12 protein-coding genes are annotated in these 14185 nt (G+C 64.7%); 11 read left to right on the top strand and 1 reads right to left on the bottom strand.

The window, feature by feature from the left end; translation table 11 throughout:
• Positions 1-32: 32 nt before the first annotated feature.
• On the bottom strand, positions 33-1187 hold the full coding sequence (locus DPM33_RS05825; protein WP_112096448.1) for a dihydrodipicolinate synthase family protein: 1155 nt from the start codon (positions 1185-1187) through the stop codon (positions 33-35).
• A 243-nt stretch (positions 1188-1430) separates the two neighbouring features.
• On the opposite strand from DPM33_RS05825, the gene DPM33_RS05830 reads away from it, so the two are divergent.
• The 11 genes from DPM33_RS05830 (at position 1431) to DPM33_RS05885 (ending at position 14182) form a co-directional block, all read left to right on the top strand.
• On the top strand, positions 1431-2474 hold the full coding sequence (locus DPM33_RS05830) for a LacI family DNA-binding transcriptional regulator (protein WP_112096449.1): 1044 nt from the start codon (positions 1431-1433) through the stop codon (positions 2472-2474).
• Positions 2471-3487: a Gfo/Idh/MocA family protein gene (locus tag DPM33_RS05835; RefSeq protein WP_112096450.1), complete on the top strand. Its 1017-nt coding sequence runs from the start codon at positions 2471-2473 to the stop codon at positions 3485-3487. The genes DPM33_RS05830 and DPM33_RS05835 overlap by 4 nt, the downstream gene beginning before the upstream one ends.
• Entirely contained in the window at positions 3484-5085 is a 1602-nt protein-coding gene (locus tag DPM33_RS05840) for an acyl CoA:acetate/3-ketoacid CoA transferase (RefSeq protein WP_112096451.1), read from the top strand. The genes DPM33_RS05835 and DPM33_RS05840 overlap by 4 nt, the downstream gene beginning before the upstream one ends.
• Positions 5078-5854 (top strand): enoyl-CoA hydratase/isomerase family protein, encoded by a 777-nt coding sequence (locus DPM33_RS05845; RefSeq protein WP_112096452.1) that lies wholly within the window; start codon positions 5078-5080, stop codon positions 5852-5854. Before DPM33_RS05840 ends, DPM33_RS05845 begins: the two co-directional genes overlap by 8 nt.
• Positions 5855-5864: 10 nt before the next feature.
• A complete protein-coding gene (locus DPM33_RS05850) occupies positions 5865-7376 on the top strand; it encodes an aldehyde dehydrogenase family protein (protein WP_112096453.1) in 1512 nt (503 codons plus the stop codon).
• Between the two features lie 58 nt (positions 7377-7434).
• Positions 7435-8688, top strand: a complete 1254-nt coding sequence (locus DPM33_RS05855; protein ID WP_112096454.1) for an ABC transporter substrate-binding protein — start codon at positions 7435-7437, stop codon at positions 8686-8688.
• A 130-nt stretch (positions 8689-8818) separates the two neighbouring features.
• Positions 8819-9778: a carbohydrate ABC transporter permease gene (locus DPM33_RS05860; RefSeq protein ID WP_112096455.1), complete on the top strand. Its 960-nt coding sequence runs from the start codon at positions 8819-8821 to the stop codon at positions 9776-9778.
• Positions 9775-10719 carry a carbohydrate ABC transporter permease gene (locus tag DPM33_RS05865; RefSeq protein ID WP_112096456.1) on the top strand — a complete coding sequence of 315 codons (945 nt, stop codon included), beginning with the start codon at positions 9775-9777 and terminating at the stop codon, positions 10717-10719. The genes DPM33_RS05860 and DPM33_RS05865 overlap by 4 nt, the downstream gene beginning before the upstream one ends.
• A 21-nt stretch (positions 10720-10740) precedes the next feature.
• Positions 10741-11856 (top strand): ABC transporter ATP-binding protein, encoded by a 1116-nt coding sequence (locus DPM33_RS05870; RefSeq protein WP_112096457.1) that lies wholly within the window; start codon positions 10741-10743, stop codon positions 11854-11856.
• A 68-nt stretch (positions 11857-11924) separates the two neighbouring features.
• A complete protein-coding gene (locus DPM33_RS05880; protein ID WP_112096458.1) occupies positions 11925-13424 on the top strand; it encodes a GMC oxidoreductase in 1500 nt (499 codons plus the stop codon).
• Positions 13421-14182 (top strand): 3-ketoacyl-ACP reductase, encoded by a 762-nt coding sequence (locus tag DPM33_RS05885; protein WP_112096459.1) that lies wholly within the window; start codon positions 13421-13423, stop codon positions 14180-14182. The genes DPM33_RS05880 and DPM33_RS05885 overlap by 4 nt, the downstream gene beginning before the upstream one ends.
• Positions 14183-14185 lie beyond the last annotated feature (3 nt).

The raw sequence follows: 14185 nt of genomic DNA on the forward strand, positions 1-14185 counted from the left end.
CGGAACGCAAATCCCCCGCGCGGGGGATCGGCTCAGACACCTGCCATCGCCAACAGAGTCTTCATCCTGGCAGCGGCAAGATCGGGGTCCGCCAGCAGGCCGGCATGGTCGGAGAGGCGGAAGACATCGGCATAGTGGCATATACCGCGCGCCGACTGCATGCCACCCACCATGGTGAAATGGTCCTGATGTCCGTTCAGCCAGGCCATGAAGACGATGCCGGCCTTGTAGTACTCCGTCGGCGCCTCGAAGATCTTGCGCGACAGCGGCACGGTCGGCGCCATCAGCGCGTCATAGCCGGCACGATCGCCTTCGGCGAGCTTTGCCAGCGCCGCGTTGGCCACCGGCGCGATGGCGTCGAAGATGCCGAGCAGCGCGTGCGAATGTTTTTTGCCGTCGCCGGCGATCAGCTCCGGATAATTGAAATCATCGCCCGTGAACATCACCACGCCCTCGGGCAGCCGGTCGCGCAGCAGCACCTCCTTGTCGGCATCGAGCAGCGATATTTTTATGCCCTCGACCTTGTCGGCATGGCGCACGATGATGGCCACGACGGTATCCAGCGCCGCGTCGAAATCGTTGCTGCCCCAATAGCCCTTGAGCGCCGGATCGAACATGTCGCCCAGCCAGTGCAGGATGACCTTGCCCGACGCCTGGGAGAGCATCCGGTCATAGACGTGGGCATAGTCCTCCGGCCCCTTTGCCACCGCCGCTAGCGCGCGGCTCGCCATCATGATGGCCTTGCCGCCTTCGCCTTCGATGAAGGCGAACTGGTCCTCATAGGCGCGGATGACGTCGTCCAGCGTTTTGGCCGCCGCCGGCGCCAGGTGATCGGTCCCCGCTCCCGAGGCGAGATCGGCGCCTGGCGCCGTTTTAGCCTCCGCGATCGAGCGGCGGATCAATTCCTTGGCGCTCGCCCAGTCGAACCCCATGCCGCGCTGGGACGTGTCCATGGCCTCGGCGATGCGGAAGCCAAGCCGCCACAGATGGTGGCGGAACGCCATGGTCCTGTCCCAGTCGACCGCGGGCCGCGACCAGGGATTGGTCATCGCGATCGGGTCGGCAACGACATGGGCGGCGGCATAGACGATGCGCGAAAAACGCGCGCCATCGATCGGCGCGACCGGTTTACCGACGAGCCGGTAGCTGACCCGGTCGCCATTTTCCGCAGGCAAGGTGATGTCCATCGAACTCTCCCGTTCCGGCTCTAATAAATGGAACGTTCCAATAAATCAAGAAGCTTTATGGCTCAGAGAGTCCGAGCCCGCCAGTTGCAATGCCGCGATCCAGAAACCCTTGCATTGCCAGCAATTTTTGAACCACGCCAATCAATTTTTCAAATCTCTCGGGAATCGCGATTGACTCTGATTTGGAACAGTGATTAGAACGTTCCAATAAATTCGCTCAAAAACGTGGAGGACGGCACGAGGATGGCCAGCCGGGCCAAGGCGACGATCCTGGACATTGCCCGCGAGGCCGGCGTGTCCAAATCGACGGTATCGCTCGTGCTGCAGGGCAGCGGGCTGATCCGGCCTGAAACCGCGGTCAAGGTGCGCAAGGCGATCGAGGATGTCGGCTATGTCTACAACCGCGGCGCCGCCAATCTGCGCAAGGCCCATTCCAACGTCATCGGCATGGTCATCAACGACCTCACCAACCCCTTTTTCGCCGAGCTTGCCGTCGGCATGGAGCGCGTCTTTCAGGCGGCCGGCGTCGTCCCCTTCATCGCCAACACGGCGGAGAACCCGGTGCGCCAGGAAGAAGTGCTGAAGTCGATGATGGAGCAAGGCGTTGCCGGCCTGATCGTCTCGCCGGCGCGCGGCACGACGCCCGGCGCTTTCCGGCGCATCGAAGCGGCGGGCGTGCCCGTGGTCTTCGCCATGCGCAGGCTGCCCGAGAGTCGCATCCCGGCGATCGCGCCCGACAATCATCGCGGCGCCGTGCTGGCCACCGAGCATCTGATCCGCAAGGGCCATCGCCGCCTCGCCTTCTTCGGCGGCTCATCCGACCTCGTTGTCTATCGAGAGCGCCTGGGCGGTTTCCTCGAAGCCTGTGAAACGCTCGGCATCCCGGCGGCTGACCGCACGATCGTCGAAGGCGAGACCAGCCGCAAGGGCGGCATGGCCTGCCTGGAGACGGCGCTTGCCTTGGCAGAGCCGCCGACGGCTGCCCTTTGCTTCAACGACGCGGTCGCCTTCGGCGTCATGCTGGCGCTGCGCCGCCGCAACCTGGAAGCAGGAGTGGACTTTGCCGTCGTCGGCTTCGACGATGTCGCCGAGGCCGAGCACTACAGTCCGGCGCTGACCAGCGTTGCCGTCGACACGGCGGGCCTCGGCGAGCGCGCCGCGCACGTCATGCTGAAGATGATCCAGTCGCGCACCACGCGCGCCGAGGACCATATCGGCGCCGTCAGCCTCGTCGTGCGGGAAAGCAGCGGCCCGGATCGCAATAATCAAGTGGGAGACGCGGCATGAGCGTGCGGTGGGGACTGATCGGCGCCAGCACGATCGCCAGACAATTCATGATCGATGCCATCCGCGCCCAGGCCGATGGCGAGGTCGTCGCCGTTATGAGCTCGAATTCCGAGCGCGCGAGGGCCTATGCCGGCGAGAACGGCATTCCGGTCGCCGTCTCGACCCTCGATGCGCTGCTCAGCACAGACATCGACGCCGTCTACATCTCGACCACCAACGAACTGCATCTCGAACAGGGCCTGGCGGCGATCAAGGCCGGCAAGCACGTGATGTGCGAGAAGCCGCTGGCGCTGACCAGCGCCGATGCCAAGCAGATGGTTTCGGCTGCCAGGAAAGCCGGAATCGTCTTCGGCACCAATCATCATCTTCGCAATGCCGGCTCGCACCGGGCGATGCGCGAGGCGATTGCCGCCGGCCGCATCGGCAAGCCGATCGCCGCGCGCGTCTTCCACTCGGTCTTCCTGCCGGAAAACCTGCAGGGCTGGCGCATCACCAGGCCTGAGGCCGGCGGCGGCGTGGTGCTCGACATCACCGTGCATGACGCCGACACGCTACGTTTCGTGCTCGGCGACGATCCGGTCGAGATTTCGGCCTTCACGCAATCAGCCGGCATGGCCGGCGGTGGCCTGGAGGACGGCGCCATGTGCATCTGGCGCTTCAAGTCAGGCATCATCGCCCAGTCGCACGAGGGCTTCACGACGAAATTCGCCGGCACCGGTTTCGAGGTGCACGGCTCGGAAGGCTCGCTGTTCGCCACCAATGTGATGACGCAGAAGCCAGTCGGCTCCGTGCTGCTGCGCAACGCGAAAGGCGAGGAAGAATTGAGCTTCGACCGCGAGGATCTCTACACCCGCTCGCTGCGCCAGTTCCACGCCGCGATCCGCGGCGAAGGCCAGCCCTCCGCCACCGGCGAGGACGGCATCTGGTCGTTGGCCTCGGCTGAAGCCGCGCTGCAATCGTCGAAGACCGGCAAGGCCGTCACGATCGACCCGCAACTCGGGAGCCTCGCGTGAGCAAGCTCGTCTCGGCGGCTCACGCCGCCAGCCTGATAAAGGACGGCATGGTCGTCTCGGTGTCGTCGTCGAGCGGCCTCGGCTGCCCGGACGCCGTGCTTGCCGCGATCGGCGAGCGCTTCGATGCGGAAGGCCATCCAAAGAATATCACCACGCTGCACCCGATCGCCGCCGGCGACATGTATGGCATCAAGGGCATCGACCATCTAGCCAAGCCCGGCCTGTTGACGCGCACGCTCTGCGGTTCCTATCCGTCCGGCCCCTCCTCCGCCGAACCGCCGCAGATCTGGAAGATGATCGGCGACAATTCGGTCGCGGCTTACAACGTGCCTTCCGGCATCCTGTTCGACATGCATCGCGAGGCCGCCGCCAAGCGTCCGGGCGTGCTGACCAAGGTCGGGCTCGATACCTTCGCCGATCCGCGCCACCAGGGCTGCGCGATGAACGCGGCGGCCAGCGAGCCGATCGTTTCGGTGCAGCAGTTCGACGGCGAGGAATGGCTCTATTTCCGCGCCATCGTGCCCAACATCTCGATCATCCGCGCCACGACGGCGGATGAGCGCGGCAACCTCACCTATGAGCATGAGGGCGCCTATCTCGGCGGCCTGGAGCAGGCGCTCGCCGCCCGCAACAATGGCGGCATCGTCATCGCGCAGGTCAAGCGCGTCGTCGAGAACGACACGCTGAAGCCGCATGACGTGCGCGTGCCGGGGGTTCTGGTCGACCACATCGTGGTGGCGCCCGACCAGTTGCAGACGACGCTGACGCCCTATGACCCGGCGATCTCCGGCGAGATCTTCCGGCCGCTCTCGACCTTTCGTACGCCCGAGATGAACATCCAGAAGGTGATCGCGCGCCGCGTCGCCATGGAGTTGCGCGACGGCATGGCCGTCAACATCGGCTTCGGCATCTCGGCCAACGTGCCGCGCATCCTCCTCGAGGAAGGCCAGCACGGCAAGGTCACCTGGGTGATCGAGCAGGGCGCGGTCGGTGGCGTGCCGTTGCTCGACTTCAAGTTCGGCTGCGCCTCGAACGCCGAGGCGATCATGCCCTCGCCGCATCAGTTCATCTACTTCCAGGCCGGCGGCTTCGACGCCTCGCTGCTGTCCTTCCTGCAGATCGATCGGCACGGCTCGGTCAACGTCTCGAAGCTCTCGGCACGGCCGCACGTCACCGCCGGCGCCGGCGGGTTCGTCGACATCACGTCGCGGGCGAAGAAGATCGTCTTCTCCGGCTTCTTCAATGCCGGCGCCAAGCTTTCGCTCGCCGACGGCGCCATCCGCATCGACCAGGAAGGCAAGGTCAAGAAGGTGGTCGGCGAGGTCGAGCACATCTCCTTCTCGGGAAAACGCGCCGTCGCGCAGGGGCAGGACATCACCTATGTCACCGAGCGCTGCGTGATGAAACTGACGCCGGACGGGTTGATGGTGACGGAACTCGCGCCCGGCATCGATCTCGAGCGCGACGTGCTGGCGCAGGCGGAGATTCCGCTCGCCATCGCCAACGACCTCAAGGTGACGCCAGCCTCGCTTTACCAGGACCGGCCGATCGGCCTGTCGCTCAACGGCGGCGCCTCGCTTGGAGGCGCACATGGCTGAGCGTTTCGTCAACTTCGAAAAGGACGGCGCGATCGGCGTCGTCACGCTGCGCCGCCCGGAAAAATTCAACGCGCTCGACATCCCGATGCTGCGCGCGCTGGAAGCAGCGCTTGACGACGCGGAGCTGGCCGAGAGCGTGCGTGTCGTGCTGATCCGCGGTGAAGGCAAGGGTTTTTGCGCCGGCGGCGACGTCGAGGCCTGGGGAGCGATGAGTGCCGCCGATTTCCAGGTGCAATGGGTCCGCTACGGCCATCGCGTCTTCGACCGGCTGGCGCGGCTCAGGCAACCGACCATAGCGGTGCTGTCCGGCCATGCGTTGGGCGGTGGCCTGGAACTGGCAGCGGCTTGCGACTTCCGCGTCGCCGAAACGCAGATAAAACTCGGTTTCCCAGAAACCTCGATCGGCGTCGTGCCCGGCTGGTCCGGCACGCAGCGCGCCGTGCGCCGATTCGGCGCGCAGATCGTGCGCCGCATGGCAATCGGCGGCGAGATTTTCCTGGCCGTCGACGCTTTCGCGCACGGCATCGTCGACCGGCTGGTCGAGACCGGCAAGGCGTTCGATGAGGCCAAGACCTGGGCGGAAAAAATCGCCGAACGCGGCCCGCTGGCAACCGAGGCTGCCAAGCTGATGATCGGCGTTGCCGAGGGCGAGGAAGACGCCGCCGCCACGGAAGCACTGGCCAGCGGCTTCATTGCGATGAGCGCCGACCTGAAAGCCGGTGTCGGTGCTTTCAAGGCCAAGCAGAAACCGGCCTTTTCGAGATCCTAGAGAAGAAACGATGAACGCACCGCTCACCATCTCCATGCCGACCGAGGACTCCCAGGCGCCCAAGGCCTACAAGCTGCTGATCGGCGGCAAGCATGTCGACGCCCGCGAAGGCCGCACAATCGAGCGCGCCAGCCCCGGCCATGGCTTCGTCGTCTCGCGCTATGCCCAGGCGGGTGCGGCCGAAGTGGAGGCCGCCGTGCAGGCCGCGCACAAGGCGTTCGAGGTCGGCCCGTGGCCGCGCATGAAGGCATCCGAGCGCGCCGCGGTGCTGCTCAAGGCCGCCGACCTGATCGAGAGCCGGCTGGAACAGATCGCCCGTCTCGACGCTCTGGAATCCGGCAAGCCGATCGCCCAGGCGCGCGGCGAGATCGGCGGCGCCGTCGACATCTGGCGCTATGCCGCCTCGCTCGCCCGCACGCTGCATGGCGAGAGCTACGCCAATCTCGGCGATTCCATGCTGGGCGTGGTGCTGCGCGAGCCGATCGGCGTCGTCTCGCTGATCACGCCCTGGAACTTCCCCTTCCTGATCATCAGCCAGAAGCTGCCCTTCGCGCTCGCCGCCGGCTGCACGGCCGTGGTGAAGCCGAGCGAGATGACCTCGGCCTCGACCTTCGTGCTCGGCGACATCCTGCTCGAGGCCGGCCTTCCGGCCGGCGTCGTCAACATCCTCGCCGGCTTCGGCGCCGATGTCGGCGCGCCGATGGTCAGCCATCCGCTGGTCGAGATGGTCTCCTTCACCGGTTCGACCCGCGTCGGCAAGATGACCATGGCCGCCGCTTCGGATTCGCTGAAGAAGGTGTCGATGGAGCTTGGCGGCAAGAACGGCCAGATCGTCTTCCCGGACGCCGACCTCGACGCGGCGGCGGATGCCGCTGTGTTCGGCGGCTTCTTCAACGCCGGCGAGTGCTGCAATGCTGGCAGCCGCCTGATCGTGCACGAGGCGATCGCCGACGATTTCCTGGCCGCGGTCAAGGCGCTGGCCGACAAGGTCCGCGTCGGCGATCCGCTCGACGACCGCACCAAGGTCGGCGCCATGATCTCCGCCGACCATACGGCAAAGGTAGCCGGCTATGTTGCTGCGGCGAAAGCCGACGGCGGCGACGTTTTCGCCGGCGGCGCCCAGCTTGCCTCCAATGCCGGCCAATATCTCGATCCGACCATCATCCGCAACGTTACAGAGGATATGGCGATCGCGCGTGAGGAAGTATTCGGCCCGGTGCTGTCCGTGCTCACTTTTGAAACGATTGAAAAGGCATTGCACATTGCCAACAACACGCCCTATGGTTTGTCTGCAGGGGTGTGGAGCGCCAGCATCGACACCTGCATGTCGGTGGCGCGCGGTGTGCGTTCGGGGACGGTCTGGGTGAACACGTTCATGGAAGGTTACCCCGAGCTGCCTTTCGGGGGCTACAAGCAGTCCGGTCTCGGACGCGAACTCGGCAAACGCGCCGTCGAGGATTATACCGAAGAAAAGACTATCCAGTTTCATCGCGGCCAGCGCACCGGTTGGTGGGTCGGCTGAGTTGGGAGACCCCGGCGGACACCCGCCGGTTATGTGCATGCAACAAGGGAGGTAGTACATGTTGCGCAAACTGCTTATCGGAACGGCTCTTGCGACGAGCTTCGCGTTCTCGGCGCACGCCGCGGACGTCAAGGAAGTGCAGATGCTGCATTGGTGGACGTCGGGCGGCGAGGCGGCTGCTCTGAACGTGCTGAAGCAGGATCTGGCCAAGGAAGGCTATGCCTGGAAGGACGTGCCGGTGGCCGGCGGTGGCGGCGACGCCGCCATGACCGCGCTGAAGGCCATGGTCGCGGCCGGCAACTACCCGACCGCCTCGCAGATGCTCGGCTACACCGTGCTCGACTATGCCGCCGCCGGCGTCATGGGCGACCTGACCGAGACAGCCAAGAAGGAAGGCTGGGACAAGTCGGTCCCGGCGGCCCTGCAGAAGTTCTCGGTCTATGACGGCAAGTGGGTTGCCGCTCCGGTCAACGTCCACTCCGTCAACTGGCTGTGGATCAACAAGGCGGTGATGGACAAGATCGGCGGCACCGAGCCGAAGACCTTAGACGACTTCGTCGCCCTGCTCGACAAGGCCAAGGCTGCCGGCGTCACCCCGCTCGCTCTGGGCGGGCAGAACTGGCAGGAAGCCACCATGTTCGACTCCGTCGTGCTGTCGACCGGCGGACCGGAGTTCTACAAGAAGGCGATGAACGACCTCGATGAGGCCTCGCTCAAGTCCGACACGATGAAGAAGTCGTTCGACAACCTCGCCAAGCTCGTCACCTATGTCGACCCGAACTTCTCGGGCCGCGACTGGAACCTCGCCACCGCCATGGTCATCAAGGGCGACGCGCTGGTTCAGGTCATGGGCGACTGGGCCAAGGGCGAGTTCCACGCCGCCAACAAGACCCCGGGCACCGACTTCCTCTGCTACCGCTTCCCGGGCACCGACGGCTCCGTGATCTACAACTCCGACATGTTCGGCATGTTCAACGTTCCGGACGACCGCAAGGCCGCCCAGGTCGCTCTGGCCACCGCCACCCTGTCGAAGAGCTTCCAGTCGGCCTTCAACGTGGTGAAGGGTTCGGTCCCGGCCCGTACCGACGTGCCGGACACCGACTTCGACGCTTGCGGCAAGAAGGGCATCGCCGACCTGAAGAAGGCCAATGATGGCGGCACGCTGTTCGGCTCGCTGGCTCAGGGTTATGGCGCCCCGCCGGCCGTCGCCAACGCCTACAAGGACGTCGTGTCGAAGTTCGTCCATGGTCAGATCAAGACCTCGGACGAGGCCGTGACCGAACTGGTCAAGGCGATCGACGACGCCAAGTAAGGCCTTTTGGCATAGATTGACTCTCCCCCGCTTCGGCGGGGGAGGTCTCCAGTCGAGACAATATCCGGGATTGCTTCCTGGCGTGCACGGCACGCCGGCGGATTCCCGCTAACCGGTACTGGATGAGCCGATGAGCACAGTTGCCGAAACCCAGATCAAGCTGACACCGGAGCATGACGCCCGTCCTGGCGCGTCGGTCCGATCGCGGCTGCAGGATTTGTTGCCGAAGATCGTTCTGGCGCCGAGCTTCGCGGCGACGATCGTCTTCGTCTACGGCTTCATCCTCTGGACGATCTATCTGTCCTTCACCAACTCCAAGACCTTCCCGTCCTATGACATCACCGGCGCCCGCGCCTATCAGCGGCTGTGGCGCTGGACCTTCGAGAGCGACCCGCCGTCGAGCTGGTACACCTCGATCACCAACATGGGCATTTTCGGCTTCCTCTACATCGGCATCTGCCTGGCGCTCGGCCTGTTCCTGGCCATCCTGCTCGACCAGAAGATCCGCGGCGAAGGCGTGCTGCGCCCGATCTACCTCTACCCGATGGCGCTGTCCTTCATCGTCACAGGCGTCGCCTGGAAATGGTTCCTCGACCCTGGCCTCGGGCTGGAGCAGACGCTGCATCAATGGGGCTGGACGAGCTTCCATTTCGACTGGATCAAGAACAAGGATTTCGTCATCTACACGGTGGTGATCGCCGGCGTCTGGCAGGCTTCCGGCTTCATCATGGCGATGTTCCTGGCCGGCCTGCGCGGCATCGACGGGGAGATCATGAAGGCGGCGCAGATCGACGGCGCCACCACCTTCCAGCTCTACCGCCGCATCGTCATCCCGCTGCTGCGGCCCGTCTTCCTGTCGGCCTTCATCGTGCTGGCGCACCTCGCCATCAAGTCCTACGACCTCGTCGTGGCGCTGACCAGCGGCGGCCCCGGCGGTTCGGCCTGGCTGCCATCGAACTTCATGTATGAATTCACCTTCAAGCGCAACGAGATGGCGGTCGGCTCGGCCAGCGCGGTGATCATGCTGATGACGCTGACCGCGATCATCGTGCCTTATCTCTATTCCGAGCTCAGGGAGAAGCCGCGATGAGCGCTGTCACCTCACCTGCCCGCCAGGCTTCGAGCGGCATGAGCGCCAGGACGATCAACCGCATCGTCATCTACGGCCTGCTCGCGCTGTTCGCGATCTTCTATCTGATGCCGCTCTTCGTCATGCTGGTCACCTCGTTCAAAACCATGGACGAGATCCAGAACGGCAACATGCTGGCGCTGCCGCAATCGCCGACGATCGAGCCCTGGTTCAAGGCCTGGGGCCAGACCTGTGTCGGCCTCACCTGCGCCGGCATCAAGGGCTATTTCTGGAACTCCATCAAGATGGTGGTGCCGGCGGTGCTGATCTCGACGCTGCTCGGCGCGCTCAACGGCTATGTGCTGACCAAGTGGCGCTTCCGCGGCCACACCCTGGTCTTCGCCATGATGCTGTTCGCCTGCTTCATCCCGTTCCAGTCGGTGCTTTTGCCGATGGCGACCATCCTCGGCAGCATCGGCCGCTTCGGCGTCACGCTGCAGAACGCGACCGGCTTCAATTTCGGCCTCGGCAACTCGACGGTCAACCTCGTCTTCGTCCATGTGGTCTACGGCCTCGGCTTCACCACGCTGTTCTTCCGTAACTACTACGAGGCCTTCCCGACCGAGTTGATCAAGGCGGCGCAGGTCGACGGCGCGTCCTTCTTCCAGATTTTCCGCCGCATCATGCTGCCGAACTCGATGCCGATCTTCGTCGTCACGGTCATCTACCAGTTCACCAACATCTGGAACGACTTCCTGTTCGCCTCGGCCTATGCCGGCACCGGCGACGTGATGCCGATGACGGTGGCGCTGAACAATGTCGTCAACACCTCGACCGGCGTCGTCGAATACAATGTCAACATGGCCGCGGCGATGATCGCCGCGCTCCCCACCCTGATCGTCTATGTCGTCGCCGGCCGCTATTTCGTGCGCGGGCTGATGGCTGGCGCGGTCAAGGGCTGACCACATTCGGAAGGAACGACCATGGCTTTTCTGGAAATTGATGGGCTGAAGAAGCGCTTCGGGAATGTCGAGATCCTGAAGGGCATCAATGTCGAGCTCGAAAAGGGCGGCTTCCTCGTGCTGGTCGGTCCTTCCGGCTGCGGCAAGTCCACGCTGCTCAACACCATCGCCGGTCTCGAAAACATCACCGAGGGCGAGATCCGCGTCGAGGGCCGGGCGATCAACGACCTGCATCCTTCGAAGCGCGATATCGCCATGGTCTTCCAGAGCTACGCGCTCTACCCGAACATGACCGTGGCGGGGAACATCGCCTTCGGCATGGAGATGCGCGGCGTGCCGGCGGCCGAGCGCCAGGCGGCGATCGACAAGGTGTCGAAGATCCTGCAGATCGGCCATCTCCTGCAGCGCAAGCCGAGCCAGCTGTCCGGCGGCCAGCGCCAGCGCGTCGCCATGGGCCGCGCCCTGGTGCGCGACCCGAAACTCTTCCTGTTCGACGAGCCGCTCTCCAACCTCGACGCCAAGCTGCGCGTCGACATGCGCATCGAGATCAAGCGCCTGCATGCCACGACCGGCACGACGATCGTCTACGTCACTCACGACCAGATCGAGGCGATGACGCTGGCGACCAAGATCGCCGTCATGCGCGACGGCGAGGTGCAGCAGTTCGGCACGCCGGCCGAGATCTACAACAACCCGACCAACATCTTCGTCGCCGACTTCATGGGCTCGCCGGCGATGAACCTGATCCCGGCCAAGATCGACGCCAATGGCGGCGGGCTTTCCGTGGTGCTCGACCGCGAGTCGCGCCAGCCGATCGTGCTGCCGATGCCCGGCGCGCCCGCCGGCCTCGCGGCTTTCAAGGACAAGCCGGTGATCTTCGGCGTCCGCCCCGAGGCGCTGACCGACCCTGAAGGCGCCGAGCGCAATGGCTCCAGCATCGCCACCGCCGACTGCCACATCGAAGTGGTCGAGCCGGCCGGTTCCGACACGTTCGCCGTCACCAATCTCGGCGGCAAGGGTGTCGTGGCGCGGCTCAGGGCCGATGCCAAGATCCAGCCCGGCACCAGCACGCCCTTGGCCTTCAACCTCAGCAAGGCGGTGTTCTTCGACCCGGCCACCGAGAAGCGCATTCTCTGATGCATGTCGCTCAAAAGTGGCTCCGGTTTTGGGGCGACGACATGCATCGAAACAAAGACCTTTAGACCATGAACCCGGATATCGTCATCATCGGCTCCGGCATCGGCGGCGCCACGATCGCCTCCGGCTTGGCCGGCAGCGGCGCCTCGATCCTGATCCTGGAGCGCGGCGAGCCGCTGCCCGCGACGCCGCATGCACGCTCGACGCGCTCGATCTTCGTCGACGAGCATTACCGGCCGAAGGAGATGTGGCGCGAGGCCGGCGGCCCTGCCTTCAACCCTGGCAACTACTACTATGTCGGCGGCAATTCGAAATTCTTCGGCGCGGTGCTGATCCGCTACCGCAAGGAGGATTTCTCCGAGCTCGAACATTTCGGCGGTGTGTCACCCGCCTGGCCGTTTTCCTATGACGAGTTCGAGCCCTGGTATTCGAAGGCCGAGCAATTGTTTCGCGTGCGCGGCACCCTCGGCGAGGATCCGACCGAGCCGTTCCATTCGCTTCCCTACGCTTTCAGGCCGGTGCCCGACGAGCCACCGATCGCGCGCGCCCGCGCCGAACTGAAGGGGCTCGGCTTGCACCCAGCCTCGCTGCCGCTCGGCGTCGACATCGAGGCCTGGCTGAAGGATGGCAAAACGGGCTGGGACGCTTTCCCCAACACCGGCCAAGGCAAGATCGATGCGCAGACCGGCCCGCTGACCGAAGCGCTGAAGGACCCGAACATCCGGCTCGAAACCGGCGCCTATGTCGACTGGCTGGAGACGACGCCGGATGGCAAGACGATCGCCGCGATCCACTACACCCAAAACGGCGCGCGAAAGACGCTGTCGCCGAAGCTCGTCATCCTGTCGGCCGGCGCCATCAATTCCGCCGTCATCCTGCTGCGCTCGCCTTCCGCGACAGGCAAGGGTCTCGCCAACAGCTCCGACCAGGTCGGCCGCAATTTCATGAACCACAATTCGAGCGCGATGCTGGCGATCGATCCGCGCCGCCGCAACGACAGCGTCTACCAGAAGACGCTGATGCTCAACGACTACTATCTGTCGGACGGCAGGGGCGGCAAGCCGCTCGGTAATGTGCAACTGCTCGGCAAGATCGACGGCAACATGCTGAAGGCCAATGTGAAGCGGGTGCCAAAATTCGCGCTCGACTTCATGGCCGGCCGCGCCGTCGACTGGTATCTCATGTGCGAGGACCTACCCGACCCCGAAAGCCGCATCATGGTCGACGGCAAGGAGATCGTCATGCAATGGCGCCGCTCCAACATGCAATCGCTGGAAGGCCTGACCAAGGTGATGCGCGAGAACCTTCGCGCCTGCGGCTATCCGATCGTGCTGTCGCGTCCCTTCGACAAGCGCACACCCTCGCACCAGTGCGGCACAGTGAAGATGGGCAACGATCCGGCCACTTCGCCGCTCGATCCGTACTGCCGCGCCTATGATCATCAGAACCTGTTCGTCGTCGACGGTGGCTTCCTGCCGACGTCCGCCGCGGTCAACCCGGCGCTGTCGATCGCGGCCCAGGCGCTGCGCGTCGCCGACTATATCCGCAAAACGGAGCTTGCCGCATGACCCGCCCGGCGGCCATCGTCACCGGCGGCGCGCGCGGCATCGGGCTCGCCTGCGCCGAGGCGCTGGCCGATGCCGGCTTCGACATCCTCGTCGCCGACCTCGCGGAGAAGCACGACGATAGCGTCGCTTCCAACATCACCGGGCGCGGCGCGAAGTTTGCCTACCATCGTTGCGACATCGCCGATCTTACCGGCCATGCCGCTCTTGTCGAAGCAGCGATCGATGCCTTCGGCCGCATCGACTGCCTGGTCAACAATGCCGGCGTCGGCGCCCTCGTGCGCGGTGATCTGCTGGAACTGAAGCCCGAGAATTTCGACCGCGCACTGGATATCAACCTGCGCGGCACGGTGTTTCTCAGCCAGGCCGTCGCCAAGGCGATGCTTGCGGCACCTGCAAACGTCGCCAAGTCGATCATCACCATCACCTCGGTCAGTGCGACAATGGCCTCGCCCGAACGCGCCGACTACTGCGTGTCCAAGGCCGGCCTTTCCATGTGGGTGAAGAACCTGGCGCTGCGGTTGGCGCCCGAAAACATAGGCGTGTTCGAAGTGCGGCCCGGCATCATCCGCACCGACATGACATCGGTCGTTTCCGCCAAATATGACGCGCTGATCGATGGCGGCCTGGTGCCGGCAAAACGCTGGGGCGAGGCCGCCGATATCGGCGCAGTGGTTGCAGCGCTGGCCTCGGGAAAATTCGGCTTTTCGACCGGCTCGGTCATCGACGTCGACGGCGCGCTTTCCGTGCCGCGTTTGTGAGGA

The sequence above is a fragment of the Mesorhizobium hawassense genome, from assembly GCF_003289945.1.
GTDB classification, from domain to species: Bacteria; Pseudomonadota; Alphaproteobacteria; order Rhizobiales; family Rhizobiaceae; genus Mesorhizobium; species Mesorhizobium hawassense.

Bases quoted from the DNA above. Each gene is read 5' to 3' on its own strand.
- DPM33_RS05825 (WP_112096448.1), bottom strand. From the start codon at position 1,187: ATGGACATCACCTTGCCTGCGGAAAATGGCGACCGGGTCAGCTACCGG.
- DPM33_RS05830 (WP_112096449.1), top strand. From the start codon at position 1,431: ATGGCCAGCCGGGCCAAGGCGACGATCCTGGACATTGCCCGCGAGGCC.
- DPM33_RS05835 (WP_112096450.1), top strand. From the start codon at position 2,471: ATGAGCGTGCGGTGGGGACTGATCGGCGCCAGCACGATCGCCAGACAA.
- DPM33_RS05845 (WP_112096452.1), top strand. From the start codon at position 5,078: ATGGCTGAGCGTTTCGTCAACTTCGAAAAGGACGGCGCGATCGGCGTC.
- DPM33_RS05850 (WP_112096453.1), top strand. From the start codon at position 5,865: ATGAACGCACCGCTCACCATCTCCATGCCGACCGAGGACTCCCAGGCG.
- DPM33_RS05855 (WP_112096454.1), top strand. From the start codon at position 7,435: ATGTTGCGCAAACTGCTTATCGGAACGGCTCTTGCGACGAGCTTCGCG.
- DPM33_RS05860 (WP_112096455.1), top strand. From the start codon at position 8,819: ATGAGCACAGTTGCCGAAACCCAGATCAAGCTGACACCGGAGCATGAC.
- DPM33_RS05865 (WP_112096456.1), top strand. From the start codon at position 9,775: ATGAGCGCTGTCACCTCACCTGCCCGCCAGGCTTCGAGCGGCATGAGC.
- DPM33_RS05870 (WP_112096457.1), top strand. From the start codon at position 10,741: ATGGCTTTTCTGGAAATTGATGGGCTGAAGAAGCGCTTCGGGAATGTC.
- DPM33_RS05880 (WP_112096458.1), top strand. From the start codon at position 11,925: ATGAACCCGGATATCGTCATCATCGGCTCCGGCATCGGCGGCGCCACG.
- DPM33_RS05885 (WP_112096459.1), top strand. From the start codon at position 13,421: ATGACCCGCCCGGCGGCCATCGTCACCGGCGGCGCGCGCGGCATCGGG.